The organism is Qingshengfaniella alkalisoli, from assembly GCF_007855645.1.
GTDB classification, from domain to species: domain Bacteria; phylum Pseudomonadota; class Alphaproteobacteria; order Rhodobacterales; family Rhodobacteraceae; genus Qingshengfaniella; species Qingshengfaniella alkalisoli.
The window spans coordinates 84,820-104,720 of sequence record NZ_CP042262.1 but is presented as its reverse complement, the minus strand read 5'-3'; the positions used below and the strand labels follow the sequence as shown (position 1 = coordinate 104,720).

The 19,901-nt window shown below is 58.5% G+C and carries 15 protein-coding genes and 3 pseudogenes; 9 read left to right on the top strand and 9 right to left on the bottom strand.

Features of this window, described 5'->3' with window-relative positions:
• Positions 1-71: 71 nt before the first annotated feature.
• Both FPZ52_RS11920 and FPZ52_RS11915 read left to right on the top strand, forming a co-directional pair.
• A complete protein-coding gene (locus tag FPZ52_RS11920) occupies positions 72-1,142 on the top strand; it encodes an ABC transporter permease (protein ID WP_146365837.1) in 1,071 nt (356 codons plus the stop codon).
• Positions 1,142-1,957, top strand: coding sequence for an ATP-binding cassette domain-containing protein (locus FPZ52_RS11915; protein WP_146366115.1), 816 nt, complete (start codon positions 1,142-1,144; stop codon positions 1,955-1,957). Before FPZ52_RS11920 ends, FPZ52_RS11915 begins: the two co-directional genes overlap by 1 nt.
• A gap of 251 nt (positions 1,958-2,208) precedes the next feature.
• On the opposite strand, the gene FPZ52_RS11910 is transcribed toward FPZ52_RS11915, so the two are convergent.
• From FPZ52_RS11910 to FPZ52_RS11885, 6 genes are all read right to left on the bottom strand, one after another.
• The gene (locus tag FPZ52_RS11910; RefSeq protein WP_146365836.1) at positions 2,209-2,772 is read right to left on the bottom strand and encodes a cupin domain-containing protein; all 564 of its coding nucleotides are present in this window, start codon (positions 2,770-2,772) and stop codon (positions 2,209-2,211) included.
• 76 nt (positions 2,773-2,848) lie between these two features.
• Positions 2,849-3,967 (bottom strand): substrate-binding domain-containing protein, encoded by a 1,119-nt coding sequence (locus FPZ52_RS11905; RefSeq protein ID WP_240804462.1) that lies wholly within the window; start codon positions 3,965-3,967, stop codon positions 2,849-2,851.
• 31 nt (positions 3,968-3,998) lie between these two features.
• A complete protein-coding gene (locus tag FPZ52_RS11900) occupies positions 3,999-4,985 on the bottom strand; it encodes an ABC transporter permease (RefSeq protein WP_146365835.1) in 987 nt (328 codons plus the stop codon).
• Positions 4,982-5,968, bottom strand: coding sequence for an ABC transporter permease (locus FPZ52_RS11895; RefSeq protein ID WP_146365834.1), 987 nt, complete (start codon positions 5,966-5,968; stop codon positions 4,982-4,984). The genes FPZ52_RS11900 and FPZ52_RS11895 overlap by 4 nt, the downstream gene beginning before the upstream one ends.
• Positions 5,965-7,476, bottom strand: coding sequence for a sugar ABC transporter ATP-binding protein (locus FPZ52_RS11890; protein ID WP_146365833.1), 1,512 nt, complete (start codon positions 7,474-7,476; stop codon positions 5,965-5,967). The genes FPZ52_RS11895 and FPZ52_RS11890 overlap by 4 nt, the downstream gene beginning before the upstream one ends.
• The gene (locus FPZ52_RS11885) at positions 7,473-8,321 is read right to left on the bottom strand and encodes a sugar phosphate isomerase/epimerase family protein (protein ID WP_146365832.1); all 849 of its coding nucleotides are present in this window, start codon (positions 8,319-8,321) and stop codon (positions 7,473-7,475) included. The genes FPZ52_RS11890 and FPZ52_RS11885 overlap by 4 nt, the downstream gene beginning before the upstream one ends.
• Before the next feature lie 247 nt (positions 8,322-8,568).
• Here FPZ52_RS11885 and FPZ52_RS19600 point away from each other — a divergent pair.
• The 4 genes and pseudogenes from FPZ52_RS19600 to FPZ52_RS11865 form a co-directional block, all read left to right on the top strand.
• Positions 8,569-8,643 (top strand): annotated as a pseudogene (locus FPZ52_RS19600) (LacI family DNA-binding transcriptional regulator); the annotation flags it as partial.
• Positions 8,644-8,683: 40 nt separating this feature from the next.
• Entirely contained in the window at positions 8,684-9,595 is a 912-nt protein-coding gene (locus FPZ52_RS11875) for a substrate-binding domain-containing protein (RefSeq protein WP_146365830.1), read from the top strand.
• A gap of 457 nt (positions 9,596-10,052) precedes the next feature.
• A pseudogene (locus FPZ52_RS11870) lies at positions 10,053-10,241 on the top strand (transposase); the annotation flags it as partial.
• A 66-nt stretch (positions 10,242-10,307) separates the two neighbouring features.
• Positions 10,308-10,562, top strand: a pseudogene (locus tag FPZ52_RS11865) (IS110 family transposase); the annotation flags it as partial.
• 453 nt (positions 10,563-11,015) lie between these two features.
• Here FPZ52_RS11865 and FPZ52_RS11860 read toward each other — a convergent pair.
• Entirely contained in the window at positions 11,016-11,696 is a 681-nt protein-coding gene (locus tag FPZ52_RS11860; protein WP_240804465.1) for an IS110 family RNA-guided transposase, read from the bottom strand.
• Between the two features lie 259 nt (positions 11,697-11,955).
• Entirely contained in the window at positions 11,956-12,261 is a 306-nt protein-coding gene (locus tag FPZ52_RS19070; RefSeq protein ID WP_205758634.1) for a CatB-related O-acetyltransferase, read from the bottom strand.
• A gap of 469 nt (positions 12,262-12,730) precedes the next feature.
• On the opposite strand from FPZ52_RS19070, the gene FPZ52_RS11850 reads away from it, so the two are divergent.
• The 3 genes from FPZ52_RS11850 (at position 12,731) to FPZ52_RS11840 (ending at position 19,556) form a co-directional block, all read left to right on the top strand.
• Positions 12,731-14,656: a glycosyltransferase gene (locus FPZ52_RS11850; RefSeq protein ID WP_146365828.1), complete on the top strand. Its 1,926-nt coding sequence runs from the start codon at positions 12,731-12,733 to the stop codon at positions 14,654-14,656.
• 11 nt (positions 14,657-14,667) lie between these two features.
• Positions 14,668-18,471 (top strand): glycosyltransferase, encoded by a 3,804-nt coding sequence (locus FPZ52_RS11845; protein ID WP_146365827.1) that lies wholly within the window; start codon positions 14,668-14,670, stop codon positions 18,469-18,471.
• Positions 18,472-18,545: 74 nt separating this feature from the next.
• Complete coding sequence (locus FPZ52_RS11840; protein WP_146365826.1) at positions 18,546-19,556, top strand: hypothetical protein; 1,011 nt, start codon at positions 18,546-18,548, stop codon at positions 19,554-19,556.
• 30 nt (positions 19,557-19,586) lie between these two features.
• Here FPZ52_RS11840 and FPZ52_RS11835 read toward each other — a convergent pair whose 3' ends face one another.
• Positions 19,587-19,898 carry a capsular polysaccharide export protein, LipB/KpsS family gene (locus FPZ52_RS11835; protein WP_146365825.1) on the bottom strand — a complete coding sequence of 104 codons (312 nt, stop codon included), beginning with the start codon at positions 19,896-19,898 and terminating at the stop codon, positions 19,587-19,589.
• Between the last annotated feature and the right edge of the window lie 3 nt (positions 19,899-19,901).

The following is a 19,901-nucleotide window of genomic DNA, read 5'->3' as shown; positions in this document are numbered from 1 at the left end:
GTAGTTCCGGCGCGGTTCTCGCCGCGCCGGGGTGGAATCGATCAGTAAAGACCAAACCGGAAGGAGGTCCCATGACGACATCTGCCGATGAGGCGGAGAACATCGACGCCACAGCCGCCCCACAAGCCGAAGCGGTGGCCGAGTTCGATCAGCAGCACAGCACATTGCAGCGGGTCCAGCACTTCCTGCATCAGATACCAGCCGCCGTTCCTCTGATCGTACTTGTCCTGTCCATCATCGTGTTTGGATTACTGTTGGGATCGAAGTTCTTTTCACCCTTTGCGCTTACCCTGATCCTGCAACAGGTGGCGATCGTCGGAATAACCGCTGCCGCGCAGTCGCTGGTCATTCTGACGGCAGGGATCGATCTGAGCGTTGGCGCGATGATGGTGTTCTCGTCGGTCCTGATGGGGCAGTTCACATTCCGCTACGGAATTCCTGCGGAGATCGCGATCGGGCTGGGTCTGATGGCGGGAACGGTGATGGGGGTTATCAACGGTGTTCTGGTTGCTTTCATGCGCCTGCCGCCATTCATTGTGACCTTAGGCACGTGGCAGATCTATCTTGCGGCGAACTATCTCTATTCCGCAAACGAAACGATCCGCGCACAAGAGATAGAGGAACACGCAGCCGCATTACAGTTCTTCGGGCTGAGCTTTCGGATCGGCGGTGCCGTCTTCACCTATGGCGTTGTCCTGATGCTTGTTCTGGTGTTCGGACTGGCCTACGCGCTGCGACAAACGGCTTGGGGCAGGCATGTCTATGCGGTCGGCGACGACAAGGATGCGGCAGAGCTGTCGGGCGTGCAAACCAAGCGGGTACTCGTGTCGGTCTACGCGCTGTCAGGGCTGATCTGCGCACTGGCGGGCTGGGTATTGATTGGCCGGATCGGGTCTGTTTCACCGACATCCGGGCAGTTGGCCAATATCGAAGCAATTACTGCGGTCGTCATTGGCGGGATCAGCTTGTTCGGCGGTCGCGGGTCCATCCTGGGAACTTTGTGTGGCGCGCTGATCGTCGGTGTTTTTTCGCTCGGGCTAAGGATGGCGGGAACCGATCCGCAATGGACCTATCTGCTGATTGGTATGCTCATCATCGTTGCGGTGGCGATTGATCAATGGATCAGAAAGGTGTCGGTGTGATGGACCCCATTCTGCAAGGCAAGAAGCTGGTCAAGCACTACGGTCGCGTCGTGGCGCTGGATCACTGTGACTTCGAACTCTATCCAGGTGAAGTCCTCGCCATTATCGGAGACAACGGGGCGGGCAAGTCCACCTTGGTCAAGGCATTGTCCGGCGCGGTGACGCCCGATGATGGCGAGGTATGGCTCGATGGGAAGCGCATGAATTTTCATTCGCCTCTCGACGCACGAGAATACGGAATCGAAACCGTCTATCAGCAGCTTGCCATGTCGCCAGCTTTGTCTATCGCCGACAACATGTTCATGGGACGCGAACTGCGCAAGAAGGGTTTGATGGGTTCGCTGCTGCGTCAGTTGGACCACAAAGAGATGGAGCGTTTCGCGCGTGAAAAGCTGAATGATCTAGGACTTATGACAATCCAGAATATCCGCCAGCCCGTTGAAACGTTGTCTGGTGGACAGCGTCAGGGGGTGGCGGTCGCGCGGGCTGCGGCGTTCGGATCGAAGGTTATCATCCTCGACGAACCCACGGCTGCGCTAGGGGTCAAAGAAAGTCGCAAAGTGTTGGAACTTATTCAGGATGTGAAAGCCAGAGGCATTCCAATCGTCCTGATCAGCCACAATATGCCCCATGTGTTCGAGGTCGCGGATCGCATTCATATCCACCGGCTTGGCAAACGTCTTTGCGTCGTCAAGCCGAACGAATGCACGATGTCGGACGCTGTCGCGTTGATGACGGGGGCATTGGACCCCGATCATGCAAAGGCACCGGGATCATCGCCGGGCCCCGCTGAGGAATACCTGCACAGTCTTTAGTTCACTCTGAAAACTCTGCATAATTCTTCCGTCACGGCCCACGACACTATTACGCCGAGGGGCGATCTGGTTTCGATGTAAAGATTCTCAACCACGAGATGCCCGAGTGCAGTCTCGCCCTTTTTTTCAAAACGTTATGCCCGCATTGCAACCTGAGCAAGACGCAACTGGAAACGCTGGCATCGCTTTGCGCAACAACGTCCTGCCAAAAGATAATGTCATCATGATTCATCGTTACAGAGCCTGCCGATTTAGGACGACGCGTCGAGGCCGTCGCGAAAATCGTTCCATCCCGCATCGACAGACGACGGCGCATCGCGCCACTGCCCCAAAGGCTCCCCGGTGACCGGATCGGCTGCGGGGATCGGCAAGGTCATGATGAGTTTGGACGCGGCGCGAAAGCCCTCTACACTCAGGAATGCTTCTTGGATATTGTCCCAGTCGCGCCCCTCAGGGTAGCCCCCCACCACCTGCACATCCTCAGAATTTCCAGTCATGGCGTGCGAGACACCGGCAGGCATGACCACCACATCACCTGTCTCGACCCGGACTGTGCGACCGCCCTGCCCGAAAAGCTCCAGCTCCATCCAGCCGGAGGCAACGCCCAAGCATTCGTGGCTAGTAGAATGGAAATGATGATAGAGGTAGATTCCCGGATAGCACCAGTTGTTCAGCCAGCCGTTCTGCTGAAAGCGTGCACGCAGAGCGTCGGCACCGCCACCGGATACGCCGTCACGATGGATGAGAAGTGGAAAACGACTGTTGGGCACTCGCCCGATGGGCCTTGATCGCAACTCTTCTACTGTTCGGGTCATGCCATTCCTCGCTAGTTCATCAGTACGTCACCGTGATGGCAAGACGGGGCAACACGCGCTGCCCCCGTCCACTGGATCAGTTACCGCCCCAGGCTTCTGGGTAGTTCTCCATTTCTTCGCAGCCGCACATCGCGTAGTGCAGCGGCGGCATTGCAGGGTTCACGAACTGGTCAAGGTTCTCCTGGGTGATCGCGGGCTGCGGCAGCACCCATTCCGGCCCTGGCAACGGTTCGCCCTCGATCACACGGGCTGCGGCGATGACCGCTGTGCGCCACTGGTAGGTGGGGTAGGTCGGTGCAATCGCAGTCAGGCCCTCATCCTGCCACTTGCGCAGGAAATCCTGCTGGTCCTCGCCCACGAAGACCGGAATGTCGTAGCCCGAGTCCTCGAACGCCTCGATCGCGGCGACGGCCGTGGCGCCCGCATCCATCCAGACCGCGTCGACATCGCCACGCATCAGGTAGTCCTCGACAATGGATTTGGTCTTTGCATTGTCACCATCGGTAAACTCGGCACCAACGATGTTCATGCTGGCCTCTTCAAGGATGCGGCGGCCCGCTGAATAGCGGGTTTCAAGTACATCCACCCCGGGCAGGATTCGCAGCATCAGCACGTCGGAGCCCCCATCAAGCTGGCTCACAATGAATTCGGCGCCCTGGATTCCAAAGCCGTAGCCACCGACCGGGTGGATGAAGGACACCGGGCAATCCGTGTTGACACCCCGATCGAAGACGATGACCGGCATCGCCTCGCAAGCGCGCTCAACGGCCGGGGTTAACGCGGCGGTAGTGTTGGGCGACACGATCATTACATCGCAATCGTCCCCCGCGAGAAGATCATCGATGTCCGCAATCTGCTTGTCGTCGGAGCCTTCTGCATCGACGTGAATGAAGTCACCAATGGACTCGTGGTTGGCCAGTTCTTCGGTCATGTTCGTATAGCCCACGACCCGCCATGGATTGTTCACACCCGCATTCGAGAAGCAAACCGTCGCCGGAGCAGTCAGACCCAGATCTGCAGTCTCGACCATGTCGCCGCCGATATGCTGTAGCCAAGGCTGGCCTTCGGGACCCATAGGTTCAGCCTGCAGTTGATCCCGCTGCTTTGCAAATTCTTCGGGGTCGTCGAAGTTCTGAGCGTGAAGCGGTAGGGCGCTGAGTGCAAGCGCGCTCACCGCCATCAATATGTGTCTCATCTCTCTCTCCCTATCAGTCGGGGTTTCCCCCTCAGTTTCCCGTCTGCTTCCTACGATGCATGGCCAGCGCGACGGCTGCGATCAGGATCAGCCCTTGCACCACCTGCCGGACGGGTTGCGGCAGGCCAAGAAAGTTCAAAAGCGTGAAGATGGCGGTTAGCGCCAGCGCACCACCGAGAGCCGCCGGAACAGAGCCCCTGCCGCCCAGAAGCTGTGCGCCGCCGAGCACCGCGGCGGTGATCGCCTGCAACTCGTAGCCCGCACCGACATCCGTCGATACACCCGCAAAACCGCCCAGCAGAATGCCAGCAATGGCACCGGAAAGGCCCGACACCATGAATGCCGTGATGCGCACGCGATTTACGGCCACACCTGCAAGGCGGGCTGCGACCGGATTGTCCCCTATCGCGTGAACCTGTCTGCCAAGGTTCGTCCTGTGCATCAGCCAGGCTAGTACGCAGCCAACGACGATCAGAACGACCACCGAGACCGGGACAAAACGGACGAGAGGCACATCGCGGATCAGTTCACGCCCGAAAAAGCGGAACGTATCAGGCAGGTAACCTCGCGGCGCTCCTCCCGACCAGAGGAAGGCCAGACCGTTGAGGGTGATCATCATACCAAGTGTCGCAATAAGTGACGGCACACGTAAGAAACACACGACCAGCCCGTTGATCGCACCGACGCCAAGGCCCAGCCCCAGCATAAGGGGAATCACCCAATAGGTCGCAGCCGGATCATTGTTGGTAAGCATGGACGAGCCGACCACAACCAGCGTGATGAGCGAGCCAACCGACAAGTCGAAGCCGCCTGATACGATGACGTAGACCTGTCCTGCCGCCAGAATCGCAAGCGGCGCCGCACGCTTCAGAAAGTTCATGTAGCCGGTTGGTTCCACGAAGCTTGGGTTCATGAATATGATGGCCACAATCAATGCGGCCAGCAACACCCAGACCGGATTGATCTGCGGAAGACGGCGGCGCTTTTCCGTTCCTCGCGTGCTCACCTTCTCCGTCATGCCACGATCCGTTTAGAGTTTATGGCGTAAAAGGCGACGGCCGCCACGATAATGATACCGCGCAGCACCTGCTTGGCAAAACTGTCGACTCCCGCGATATTGAAAACGGAATCAATGAGAGAGAAGATCAGCATCCCCGCCATCGTCCCCCAAATACCACCGCGCCCTCCGGCCAGTACCGTCCCGCCAATTACCACGACGGCGATGCTTTCAAGGTCGTAAACCCCGTCGGCTCCGATCCACGGCGCTCCCGAACGCAGGCGGGACGCTAGGTAAAGGCCCGCGACCGCCGCGCAGACCGAACAGATGACGTGCGACAGGATGACAATACGCCCTGTCTTGATGCCCGCGAAACGGGCGGCTTCCTCGTTGCCGCCGACCGCGTAGATGTCCGATCCGAACTTGCTGAAGCGCAGCACACCCCAAGCCAACACAGCAAGGGCAGTAAGGAACAAAAGCGCCAAAGGAAAGGGTCCGATTTCGCCATATGCAAATACCTGGAACGCCGCTGGCACTTCGCCTGCGAAGTTGGAAACGAAGGCGGACAGACAGCCTTGGATGATCAGGCTCATACCCAGCGTTGCGATCAGGGGATTCACCTGAAGACCACTGACAACAAGCCCGTTTGTTAGCCCCACCACCCCGCCGAGAGCGACGGCTGAAAAAATGGCCGGTACGATCATGGCGGGAGAGCCATCCATGATGACCGAGGCCAGAACGGCCGTTGCCGAGATCAGGCTCGCGACACTCAAGTCGATGGAGGCAACAAGGATGACAAATGTCTGCCCGATCGCGGTGATTCCAAGAGCAATAGAGCGCCCGAGAATGGCGATTAAATTATCGAAGGTTAGATACTGCGTCTGGTCGGTGGCAAGCGCGACGAGCACATAGATTAGGAACGACCCGCCCAGAAGGATCAGTGGCGCCCATCGTTCGAATCGGAAAGCCTTTCGGCGAGGTGAGGTATCACTGTGGACGCTCATGCGGCCACCTCCGTCTCACCGGTCGCGGCATACATGACCTCCTGCTCGCTTGCGCCGTATGGGAACTCGGCGACAATCCGGCCCTCCTGCATGACCAACACGCGGTCGGCCACGCCGATCACTTCCGGCAGGTCCGACGAGATCATCAGTATGCCAGCCCCTTCGCGGGCAAGATCTCGCATCAGATGATAGATACCCGCCTTGGAGTTGACATCGATGCCGCGGGTCGGCTCGATGAAGATCAGCAGTTTGGGCCGCATAGATATCCAGCGAGCCACGATGGTCTTTTGCTGGTTCCCACCCGACAACCCGCGAATGTCCTGATCATAGGACGCGGCGCGAATTTTCATTTGGTCGAGCAGTCTGTCCATCCCTGCCGTATCGACATGGGCATTGATCCGGTCTCTGGTCCAGAGTGGCGCGAAAGCGCGCGATGTCAGCATCCCATTGTCACGCACTGACTGCATCACCACGAGCCCTTCGCTCTTGCGGTCGCCAGGTAATAGCCCGATACCGCCCATGATTGCCTTGCGTGGCGTACGGAAGGAAACCGTTTCGCCATTCAAGGTAACATCGCCGCGCTTGAACGGGGTTTCGCCGAATATCGCATTTGCCAGTGCCACCCGGCCAGCACCCTGAATGCCGGCAAGCCCCACGATCTCGCCCGCTCGCACATCAAGATCAATGTCATGCAGCACGTCATTTCCTGCATCGCGCACTGTGAGGACGGGCGTGCCTATTTCGTCCGGAGAGGCGGGAGGCGCGTAAAAATCGGCAATGTCCCGCCCCACCATCGCGCGCACGATCGCATCCGGCGCTGGCACCTTGTCGAACCGCGCAGCAACTTCGCCGTCCTTCAGCACCGTGACCCGATCGGCCAGCCGGGTGATCTCGCGCATCCGGTGCGTGATGTAGATGATCGCAACGCCTCGGTCGCGCAGTGCGTCGACGGTGGCGAAAAGCTCCTCGCATTCCGCCTCATTCAGCGCGGCGGTCGGCTCGTCCATCACCACAACGCGCGCGCCAATCGACACCGCCTTCGCGATCTCCACCACCTGCTGAGTCGCCACGTCCAGCTCTCCAACCCTGCGATCAGGGTCGATGCGTCCAGCAGCTGCAAACAAGGTCAGAACATCTTTCGTCTCGGCACGCATTCTTGCAGTGTCGATCAGCCCATAGCGCGAGCGCAATTCTCGTCCCAGAAAGAGGTTCTGCGCAACGGTCCTTTCAGGAAGCAGCGAGAATTCCTGGTAGATCACGGCAATCCCCGAACGCAGCGATTCGACGGGGTGAGCGAAATGCACCGCCTCGCCGTTCATATGAACAGCGCCAGAATCGGCCTGATAGACGCCAGACAAAATCTTGATAAGCGTGGATTTTCCCGCACCGTTCTCGCCCACCAGCGCTTGGACCTCTCCAGCGCGAACGTCAAAACTCACGTCCGTAAGCGCGCGCACGCCGGGAAAGGTCTTGGTGATGCCCTTCATTTCTATGACGGTGGCGGTCATGCGGCTTCCCACGTACGTCGAATGAAATCATGCGATTCCGTGAACAACGTCTCGAAATCCGGAAAGAGCGGTCGCCAGACCCGTGTCGCAGCGGCCAGTTCCGGAACACCTGCTCCAAACGCCTCAAGGACAACATGCCCGTCAAAACCGACCGCCTTCGCCGCGCGGATCACCGAGGTAAAATCAATCTGGCCACGCCCCGGGATGCCTCGGTCATTCTCCGATATGTGTAGCACATGCATCTTGTCACCAAGATGTTGGATTGCCGCCAACTGGTCCCGTTCCTCGATATTGGCGTGAAACGTGTCGTACATGATGCCGAAGGCAGGGTGATCGACCCTGTCGGAATAGGCGCGCGCCTGCTCCATCGTGTTCAGGAAATAGGTCTCAAAGCGATTGAGATGTTCCAGAGCAAGCCGGTAACCACCCCGTGCCGCCCGTTCGGCCATCGCTTGGTGCGCCTCTACTCCGCGGGCGATCTCCGCTTCGGTCGGCCCAATTCCCGTAAACTGTCCGATCGGGGCATGAAAAGGCCCTCCGACTGTTTCGGACCCGAGTGCCTCGGCGCAATCCTGAATCCAGGAAAGATGATCGATACCACGTTGCCGTATCTCAGCGTCGTCCGAGAGCGGATTCGCCGAGAACTCCGGAACGATCGACGTTTGTGCACGTCCCAATCCGAGACTCGCTATTTTCTCTCCCAGCCAAGCGTAGTGATCCGGACTTCCGCGCATTGCCGGCACCTCGACATGGTCATAGCCGATCTCGGCAAGTCGCTCGATCTGTGGCAGATGACCCTCATCAATATGTCCGGCGAGACACAGCAGATTGACACCAAGCTTCATGGTATCACCCGTGCACCAATTGCAGACGCAAAGGAGCAGGCGCAAAGCATGACACCCCACCTGCGATGCGCGGATTGGCAAACGACATTAGGCGCAGGGCCGAACCCTTCGCAGTTTTCCTTCATGGTTCCTCCCTGCGGCGCCGTCCCCCCGGCACCTTGTATAGTGGACTGCACATGATTCACGGCAAGATTGCAATAAAAAATGTAATCGATTACTCGGAGCAGATGGCAAGGGGGGCGACAGAATGGCGAGGCCAAAGATCAAGGACGTGGCGACGCTCGCCGGTGTGTCCACGGCCACGGTAAGCCGGGCATTGTCCGCCCCCGCAGAGTGTGGGGCCGGCCACCCGCGAAAAGGTCATGCGGGCCGTGAGCGAAACCGGTTACCGGGTCAACGCTGCCGCACGCGACCTGCGCCAACGCCGCGCCCGGTCAATCCTCATCCTGGCTCCGAACCTGTCCAACACCTTCTTCAGCCGGATATTCGCGGCAGTCCAGGAAGAGGCAAGTGCGGCGGGACTCACCGTCCAGATATCCGACAGCCGCATCGGGCGCGACCGGATCTTGTCGCTTGGCCATGACGGCCGCGCCGACGGTATCGTGCTTCTGGATGGCGGTCTCGAACCGGAGGTCGTGAACGGATGGCAACTGCCGCTCATTCAACTCAGCGAATGGAACGACGCCTACGTCGCGCCACACCTTGGGATCGACAACCATGCAGCCGCCAGCCTCGCAGTCGAACACCTTGCGGAACTCGGACACCATTCGGTCATGCATGTGAGCGGTCCGAAACATAACGTGCTTGCCGTCGCGCGAAGGGACGGATTTCTGGCCGAGTCCGCAAAGCGCGCGATGGAGCCTTCTGTGTTCTCGGGCGATTTCACCCTGGAGGCAGGCGCGGAAGCCGCTCGCCGATGGGCACGCCTGCCGGTGCTTGATCGCCCGACCGGGGTCTTCTGCGCATCTGACGAATGCGCATTTGGCTTTATTTCGGAAAGCGTACACATGGGGTACACTGTGCCCGGCGATGTGTCAGTCATCGGCTTCGACGATATCGACTTCGCTGATCGTTTCCTGCCGGCGCTCACGACTATCCATCAACCTCGTGCTGAAATGGGCCGCATTGCGGCCAAGCGGGTCATAGACATGATCCGCTGCTTGCATCGTGAAGGCTTGGGGCCGTCGGAAGATCCGACGCAATCGATCGAAGCATCACTCGTCGTACGCTCTTCGACCGGCCCGGCATCTCGCGGCAGGGATGCCGTGACATGACCGAGTTGCACAGATCAACTTCGTGTTGGAGTTCGCCCTAGCCGAAACGGACTTGAAGCGGTGCGTTCAAAAACTGGGCGTCCAAGCCCTGACATCAGGTTAACCCAACTTCGACAGTTAAACACCTAAACGATTGATATTGATGAGGCCGAAGAGCCAAAGATGTGACAACGGGACCCGTCAAGCGGGCCTGGGACGGTTCATGGCTTCGAAGAGGTCGAGTTGCTCCGGTGTTGTTCTGCTGATGCCATGCAAGGTACGATTTCCCGCATGGACATGTGTTTCTGGATGCGCGCGAGCAGATCCAGGGCTGTACGGGGACTGGCGCTGGTCCGCTATCGCATCATGCGCATGCGGTTGAAGGCAAAGGGGCATTCAGCAAGCACACGAGTTGCCCCTCGACATGCTCGCGCGCATCCAGCGACACACCACGCACATCGAAACTAAGACCTTCCCCCCGAGTTTGGGACCGCTGACGGCCGTCGCGGTGGAGGCCTTCGGACCCGACATCGCGCAGTTCAAAACGGGACGTGACTTTGCGGCGCGGTTGGGCCTGGTGCCCAGGCAGCATTCCTCTGGAGAAAAGGAACGCTTGGGGCGGATGACGAAGGCCGGACAGGCAGATATTCGACGGACGTTGATTATGTGACCGCCTCCCGACGGCATTAATGTGCCAGGGTGGGTCTGCGATGATCCACAAAGGAGGACGGTCATGTCGGAGATTATCACAGTCGGGCTCGATCTCACGGAGAATGTGTTCCAAGTGCATGGAGCTGCTGCATCGGGCCGCGCGGTGTTGCGTAAGAAACTGCGGCGAGCGCAGGTGTTGGAGTTTTTCAGCCAGCCGCCGGCTTGCGTTGTCGCCATGGAAGGGTGCGGCGGTGCGCATTTTTGGGGCCGCGATATCGGGAAGCTCGGCCATGATGTTCGGCTGATCCCTCCAGCTTACGTCAAGCCTTTCGTGAAGTAATGACCACCTCTGCATTACTTAACTAATCATTAGTTAGCCATAATGCGGAGGAACGTGTGTCAGGCCTGTCAATGTGGCCTTCTATAACGCCACGGGCCGGTATGCTGTTCGGAAGGCTGGGCTCACATCGGTTCAGAGAGCTGTAAGCGCTCGAGCCCCGGGTCTGAATTTCCCTGCCTTGAACTTCGAAGTCCGTATCGCGTACTCCTCGTCGATCGCTCACCCTGGCCTTGCGGCCATGTCGTGCCTTTCTCCTTCTCGGGATCAGATCACGCCATTCGATAATTTTCCTGCTTTGTCGAAATTTCCCAGACCATCCGAGCCATCTTGTTCGCCAAGGCAAGGGGGGCCACCATCTTCGGCGCTTGCGCGCCACCAGTGCGGCCAGCCAACGGTTCGAGCAGCCTCCTTTTCGGACAACCCAGCGTAGCATGCTCATGGCGCCCACAATCAGCAATCGACGAATGTCGGTCGCCCCATTTTGCTGACTGATCCCAGCCGTGCCTTTCCTCCCGTAGACCTTTGTCGTGGCACCAAACCCAGCCAGGCAGCGAAGTTGCGACCGCTGTCAAACGTATCAAGATCAGGCGCGAATGCTGCGACCGCTCCTGCGGTGACCGGGCCGGTTCCAAGAATGGTGCAAAGCCTGCGCAATCGCTCGTCTGTCTTTGATGAGACTTCCAGCTCATCAGAAAGCTGGTCAATGACTTCGGTGAGGCGCGCAATCTGCTCGACATAGATCGATCCCATATGGCGGACGGGCCCGGGCAGATCTGTGCTCTCATCAGCAAGGGCGTTCTCAAGTAGTTTTGGGCTTGCAGGCTCTTTGGGCGCTACCAACCCAAATTCAGCCAAATGGCCGCGCAGGGTGTTTATCAGCTGCGTCCGCTGTCGAACCATACATTGATGCGTTCGGAACACTACAGCACGGCCTTGGGTTGCCGCGCTCTTCACTGCAACAAATCGCATGGTAGGGCGCAACGCAGCTTCTGCGATGGCCTCTGCATCCGCTCGGCCATTCTTCTGGCGGTTAACAAACGGCTTCACGTAAGCAACTGGCACAAGCCAAACTTCATGACCATGGCTTTGGGCAAATCTTCCCCAGTGATGCGAGATGGCACAAGCCTCCATTGCCACAATGCAGGCCGGTGGGGGCATCCACCGCGTCAGTTCACTCCGCTCACATGCGAAGACCCCGCCAACCCTCAGAAAACTCGTCGTGCCAAGACGACCACCGGGGAGAGTCGTGTAGCCTGCGAAGTTGGGTATCCTGCATCTGGTCTATCCCCCATTCGTGAGGCCCGGCACCAGCCCGTCTGGCGCAACTCTCGAAGGAGAATGCCGCAGGAGAGACCACCAGCCCAGCCAGTTTACTTCGCGATCATGAGGTTTAGTCGACGACGATCGACATCAAATCAATCTCATCTGTCGGAGAAATCGAGGTTTCGAAGAAAGCCCTGTTCCGCGCAATTCGCTCATCGTCCCAATCCCACCAGCTCAGATCGAGCATTTGACGGATCACTGACGGGCTAAAACGGTACCGAATCTCGCGAGCCGGGCTCCCGGCGACAATAGCGAAAGGTGGTACGGATTTCGTGACCGTCGTTCCCGCACCGATAACGGCACCGTGCCCCACCCTTACGCCCGACAGAACAGTAACTTTGTCGCCAATCCAAACATTGTGGCCGATCTCCACGGGACCCCTTGTCTCTCCTGCAGAAATGAAACTAAAGCGTTCATTTAGCCATATTTGCTGGTTAGGGAGATCGGTTCGGTGATTTCCGGAAATGAGAGCGACATATCTACCAAATGCGCAATACTTTCCTATTAATACCCTCCCGCGTGCGGTAAATGCACCGTTGATTGACGTATATTCACCACATAACACACGTCCTTTTATGGCCCACTCTTGCTTGGGACCCCGAATTTTGTCGGACGCAATCTCCGCTGGATGTGAAAGAGAATGAAGCTGGTCAATCTGGTTTTTTTGAGAAGAGTTCGAAATCCACGAGGCGCCACTCGTCGCTAGCCGTTCAAGCTTGCACAAACACATCAACTTTACCTCATTGTCAACAGGCAGAAGGTGTGGACGTTTGCTGGACTATCCGGCAGAACGTTGTCGAGACCGTCGAACAGATGTTTTAAATGGGAGTGAGAGCGACACCTTGACTGAAAGCAATGGTAAAGTCACCACGTTCATTCGCGGGCAGGCGGACATCCTGGCGGAGGCCATCGCGGCGCTTCCAGATGGATCGGGCAAGCGGATGCTCGACATCGGGACCGGATCCGGCTTGGCCGCGCGCGCCTTTCTGGCCGCCGGGTGGGATGTGACGGCGACTGGGTTCGACGTGGACGCCTATCTCACAGACCAAGCGGTCTTCCCGGAGGGGATCGAACTGCACGAGAATGTCGACGTAACCGACATGACCCTGTTCCCGGACGCGAGCTTTGATGTCGTATGGTGCGCGCATGTTCTGGAGCACGTGCTGGATACCGGCCGAGCTCTGGCCGAGATCCGGCGCGTCCTGAAACCAGACGGCCTGCTGCTGGTTACCGTCCCGCCGGCAAAGTCGACTGTTGTCGGCGGCCATGTCAGCAATGGCTGGAACGTCGGCAACCTGATGTATGTGCTGGCGGTGACCGGGTTCGACCTGCGGTCGGGCCGGTTCGTTCGACATGGTTACAACATCTTTGGCGAGGTTGGCCGTGGCGAGGCCCCACCCCGGTCCGAACTGAGGTTCGCGAATGGCGATCTCGAGAGGCTGACCGAACTTGGATCGTTTCCCGAGGGCTTCAAGGCGCGCCAAGGGTTCGAGGGCAACCTGCAGAGCGTGAACTGGAAATGGCACGTGCCGCCGCAGGAGATCGCGGTTCCGCGCGCGGCCCTGGCCCAGCCCCCGGCGATCCCGTCCATGCGGCTGGGTTTCTTCGTGCCATGGATTACGAAAAGCAGGGGTGGCACCGAGAATGTCGGCCACATGATGGCGAATGCGATGGCGGCGCGCGGGCATGATGTCGTGATCTTCACCTTCGACGACGCCCGGGGCCGGCCGGTCTGGCCGCTGGATCCAGCGATCCGCCTGGTGCATCTGCCCGAAGGGGCGAACGCGCGGGTGGACGACCAGATGGCGATGATCGTCGCCGCCGAGGGGCGCGAGCTGCTGGTCGGTCTGCACATGAACCGGACCTTTTCGCGCTATGTCCGCTGCGCGCATCGCCTCGGCCTTCCCATCGTGCTGTCGGAACATATCGATCCGCGCATGCCCGACTGGATCGGAACCTTCTCCGCCGAGGAGCGCGAGATCGCCTTTTTCGGCGCGACCCTCATCCATCTGCTGACGGAGGGGTTTCGCCAGACGTTGGGAAAATCGCATCAGGACAGGATTCGCGTCGTGCCGAACACCGTGCGCGATACGGACAAGCGGGCTGATCCCGGCGCGGAGGGGGTGAAATACCTGCTGTGCGTGGCCCGGCTGGTGCCGCGCAAGAATGTCCGCGTCCTGATCGAGGCCTTTGCACAGGTGGCCGGGGATCATCCCGACTGGATGCTGCGCATAGTCGGCGACGGGTCCGAGCGCGCAGCGCTTGCCGAAAGAGCCGAGGGGCTGGGCCTGGGCGACCGGATCGAATTCCTGGGTGAAGTTGACGATCCCTATCCGCTTTATGCCAGCGCGCATGCCTTCGTGCTGCCCTCGACGCTGGAGGGCTTCCCGATGGTGACATGCGAGGCCATGGCGCATGGCCTGCCGCTGGTCGGCTACGCGGTCTGTTCCGGCGTCAACGAACAGATCGTTCCCGGCGAAAACGGCTTTCTGGCAAGCGGCGGACGGCAGGTCGGGTCGCTTGGCGAGGAGCTGCACAGGATCATGGCCGATGCCGGGCTTCGGGCACAGATGGGACGCGCCTCGCGCCTGCGCTACGAACGGCTCTATAGCCAAGAGGTCATCGCGAAAGCCTGGGAAGAGATGTTCGCCGAGGCGCTGGAACGCGGTCCGGTCAGAGTCCGGGCAGGTCAGCGCGAGCTTCTGAACGTCAGGCTTGCCGAGTTGGTTGGCGATCCGCTGCGCATCGCCGCAGAAAACATCCATTGAGCAGGGACGACATGGACAAGAATAACCAGACCGCTTTTTTTCGGTTCGCCGAATTCCTTTCCATGCAGGGAGCGGCCAATGCCGCGCCGGATCGAGATATCCGCGAGTATGTTCTATCGAAGCGGCAGGAAGAGGTAGGGTTCGGGTATGTTTCCGACACGCTGGAGAACGGTTTTGGGGCGAACCTGCCGAGCCTATTTCCTCGGAACCGGTCCTTTGACCAGAAGGGATTTGGCGAATGCGACTGGTTTCTGCTTTCTGGCACGGTCTACCGTGAAGCCACGAATTCCCACCGGGGCGCGGTCGAGGCGCTGCAGATCATGCCGGAGGACCGGGAAATCCTTTTTTTCGAGTCCTCCTTCCTCGCGACCAGCCACAGCTGGTCTCATTCCTTCCGGGAAGGCGACCCGAAATATGCCTGCCTCGGCTATGTCTATGACGACATCAGCCATTATTTCATGGCGGACCACCCCAATCGCCTGATCCGGAAACTCAACGGAGAAGACGAACCGACGGAAAGGGAACGGGCACGCGCCGACCAAGCAATGCAGCGCATCGTCTCGCAGCGGATCAGCAAGTACAATGCCCAGCCCATGACGCCGCCGGTGCCGGCCTCGGATTATGCCCGCCGGGTTCTGGTCTGCGACCAGGCCTATGCCGATGCCTCGACCGTCTATGGCAAAATGGGGGACGCGGATTTCGAGAAGATGCTCTACGCGGCCATCCGCGAAAACCCCGATGCCGAGATCTGGGTGAAGTCCCATCCCGACACCGCTTGGGAAAAGGGCAAGCGCGCTGGTTATTATTCCCATCTTGAATCCTTCGGACGGGTCCGGATTCTGCGCGATCCGGTGAACCCCTACAGCGTCTTCGACCTTGTCGATACCGTATATGTCGGCACCAGTCAGATGGGTTTCGAGGCGCTGATGGCAGGCAAGAAGGTGGTGACCTTCGGCGCGCCCTTCTACGGCGGCTGGGGCCTGACCGACGACCGGCAGGAAATCCCGCACCGGCACCGTCAGCGCGATCTTGCGTCGATATTCCACTATTTCTACGTCTGGTACTCGATCTACATGGTGCCCGGAAAACCCGCGCCAAGCCAAATCGAGGATGTGCTCGATTATATCGAGACGCACCGCCCCTATGCGCTGCCGCCGACGGAAGACGAGCTTGCCGCTCCGCCGCGCGTCTCGGTGATCCTGCCGGTCTACGGGGTGGAGAAATATATCGAGGAATGTATCGCCTCGATCCAGCGCCAGACCCTGCGTGAGATCGAGATTATCCCCGTCAACGATGCCTCGCCCGACGGCAGCCAAGAGATCATAGATCGGTTGGCGGCGGAGGACCCGCGGATCAGGCCAATCCTCTTGGCTACGAACGCCGGCCAAGGCTTCGCCCGCAACCGGGGCCTGGAAGCGGCAAGGGGCGAGTATATCTGGTTCATTGATTCAGACGACTGGCTCGTCGATCCCGAGTTTCTGGAAAATGTTGTGCGCGCGGCGGATAAAAACGATGCCGATATGACGCGGGCGAAGAAGGCTGGCGAGGCGATATTCGATGAAAATGATCAGCTTATCCGTATAGAGGAGGATCGAACGGAAAAGAATTTCAACGAATACGTAGCGTCAACCACTTTCGTGGATGATCTGACAATTCTTCATAGCAGGCACTTTTGCCTGTGGCTTTACAGAAGAGATTTTCTTCTGCGAGAAGGTGTGAAATTTATCACGAGCCAATGGGAAGAGAGGGGATTTCTTCTCAATGCATTGCTGAAATCCGGAACGATTACTCTGACCAATGAGCTTTCCTTCATGTATCGGATTCGTCAGTCATCCACGGCGCGACGAGAAAAGAATATCGGAGACGTAGAAAATTTTCTAAAAAACTTCGAGAGTATCGTTCAGCTGTTAGCCGACCACGGTGCTGACACACGTCAAGGCGCGCTGCGGCAGCACTTGGCCTTCCAAGTCTCCCAATTCACCCATTTCCTGTTCTTTGGGTTTTGGTACAAGACACTCTGCGACAAGGTGCCGGATCGGGTCCCGTACCTCGATCGGTTGTCAAGGGCGCTGGACACCGTTGATTTCCAGCTCTCCGAATTGACCGACGCCCCTGGGCAAGTCCAGAAAGCCAAGTTTGGTACCGGCGTTTACAAGCTGATCATCGCCGCCCTGCGCGCCCGCCGTTACGACTGGGTCGATATCGCCGCCGGCGGAAAGCGCGTCCCGCAGGGTAAACTTTACACCGAGCTCTTGGAAGAGCCACAAGACGATATCGCGCGCGAATTCCAGTCCGCGCTCAATACCTACGCCCGGAATACCCATGTCGCGCCCGCGCGGGTGGCGAAGGCGCCTGCCAGTAAACCTCGGATCATCCTACACTTGGGTGCGACCAAGACCGGCAGCACGGCGCTTCAGCACCTGATGGAGGACAACCGCCCCGCGCTGCTGCGCCAGGGCATCTGGTATCCCGAGGTGGGGCTTTTCTGGCAGCAGAGCAGGCCACATAAGCAAGCCGGACATGCTGATTTTGCTCGTGCCGCCGTCCGCGATGAGGCGGACTTGCACAACTACATCGAGACCGGCCTTGCCCTGCTCGGGAAGCAGATTCATACGATCGTGCTGTCCAGCGAGGCATTCTTCCTGAACCCGCACAGCGAGAAGCTGGCCCGGTATTTCTCCGACTATCCCTGTGAGATGGTTGTATATTTACGGCGTCAGGATAACTGGGCGAACTCGCAGTATGCCGAGTTCGTGGCCGGTGGGGCAGTCGGACGCGTGAATGCACCGTTCGAAGACTGGCTGCAGGAGCCGAAGACCCGCGACTGGCTCGACTACGACGATCTTCTGTCCCGGTGGGAGACCGTGCTTGACCGTGACCGGATTCACGTGCGGCGCTATGGCAAGTCCGAGGACAAGGATTGGGATATCCTGACGGATTTCGCCGACACGGTGAATCTGCCGCAATTGCATGCGCTTCCCCGCCCCCAAGGCGCCAAGGCCAATTCCGCGCGCCTTTCCACCGCTCATGTCGAGATGATCCGGCAATTTAACACTATGCCCTTCCACAGCCGGGATGCCTATTTCAGCTTCATCGAGGAGGTGACGCAGGCCCTTCAGGGCTGGCGGCGCAAGCGCGAACTGGCCATGCCGGGCCCATGGTTTGTCACCCCGGAACTTTCCGAGCGCATCATGGATGCGGGGGAAGCGGGCAATCAGCGCATTGCGCGGGACTATTTCGACGGCGCGCCGCTATTCGGGGCCACGCCGCGGAACGAGGCGGAAAGCGTCCTTCATGCCGAGGAGCTTGCCGTTGCGGGGGCCGCCTATGCCAGGCACACGCCGCCCAGGCCCGCCGCCCCGCCGCCGCCTAAGCGGAAGGCCGCTCCGCCGCCGCCTAAGCGGAAGGCCGCTCCGCGAATCGTCGATTACGGGGTGCTCGGATGGCGGTTGCACGTCCTCGCCCCGATCATCGGCTGGTACTACGCGGGGCGCGGCTGGAAAAAGGCGCGGGCGCGCCTTCTGACCGAACCCGCCGAATATGCACGCAAGAACTGGGCCGGGCGGCATGCCGGGCTTGCGGGGTTCCTCTACCCGCAGCCGACCAGGACGGAACCCCGCAAGCCCCGGCGGCGTCAGCGCCTTCTCGAACCCCTCGCCTATGCCCGGGGCGGCCAGGCCGCGGTCAGTCGGCTGCGGGCCGATCCGGTGCTGTTCATGCGAACCCTCGACCGCCCGGCCTCGCGCGCGATCGGACGGGTGCTGTTCCCGGTGGGTGAACTCAGAAACGTCGATTCGACAACTAAATCAAGATAACAAAAGAGAAACATCAAGCGATCACGCAGGCACTATTCCAAAAATAGACATGATCGCCCAGCGGAGATAATACCATGACGAAGATAATGCTCCATATCGGGCAGCATAAGACGGGATCATCCTCTATTCAAGCGACGCTAGACTTCGCTCAAAAGCGCGTACAGTTGAAAAAATGGAGGTATTTGCAGTCTGATGAGAGAAACCACTCTTTCATCATATCTTCGGCCTTTGGATCCGAAAGCTACATGAAATACTATAAAGAAATCAAGTCGTCCGCAGGAATTCCAAGGAAGAGATTCGGCAAGAGGTTTGCACAGAACCGCATTTTTGAAGAGATTCAGAGCGCAAAGAAATCGAATCTCAATCTGATAGTTTCTGCCGAAGATCTATGCATTCTACACGAGAGTGAAGTCGCGGAGATGAGAAAGTTCTTCGTTGACAGCGGCGCAACGTCGTTTTCTGTTGTGGGGTATATAAGGCCGGTTGCTGAGTGGTCTAACAGCTTTTCGCAACAACTGATAAGGCAGTCGCTAAAGACAATATCGGATGTTATAGATCTGCCGCCTTATCCTAGGTATCGAGAGTATTTTGAGAAGTATATTTCGACATTTGGACGAGAGAATGTCGATATTCGTCCATTTTATAGGAAGACTCTCCACGGAGAGGATGTAGTATCTGACTTCCTATCTATCTTGAGTGAAGATAGTTCTTCAAGAAATATCAAGCTTTATATGAAGAATGATTCTATGACCGTTGATCAAATTAGGCTAGCATCAGCTGTAAATGAAGTTCGCTTCAGATCTAATTGGAAGGACGGCCTTATTATTCTAAGGCATCTTAGGAATATGGAACTACCGAAGAAGGAAAGGTTCGGACTTCCTGCCTATTGTCATGAGATGGCGATTAGGTCTGCAGAGAGTGACATTAATTGGGCGTCGGAAAGCCTTAATCTGGATAAGGCCTTTCTTTCGAAATCGGCATTTTCAGTAGATGCAAGTGATCTGTCTAAGCCCGTTGATGCTGAGATGTTTGTGAGATATATTAGGCATTTGGAGGATAGGCTTACTACGTTGAAGAAAGCATAAGTTCATTTGGACAAGATGGACCATTCCTGCTCACCCCGGCCTGTTCGCCTCGATGAAATCAAGCGCATCCTCTATCCGGCTTGGCACCGCGCAGCCGGGCACGTGGTAGATCGTGTACCATACATAGAAATAGTGGAAGATCTCGGCCAGGCTGCGCTGGCGGTGCCGGTGCGGGATCGGCTGCCGGTCGTCGGTCAGGCCCCAGCCGCCGTAGAAGGGCGCGCCGAAGGTCATCACTTTCTTGCCCGCCATCAGCGCCTCCAGCCCCACCTGGCTGGTGCCGACATAGACGGTGTCGACCTCGTCGAACAGCGAGTAGGGGTTGATCGGTTCCCGCAACATCCG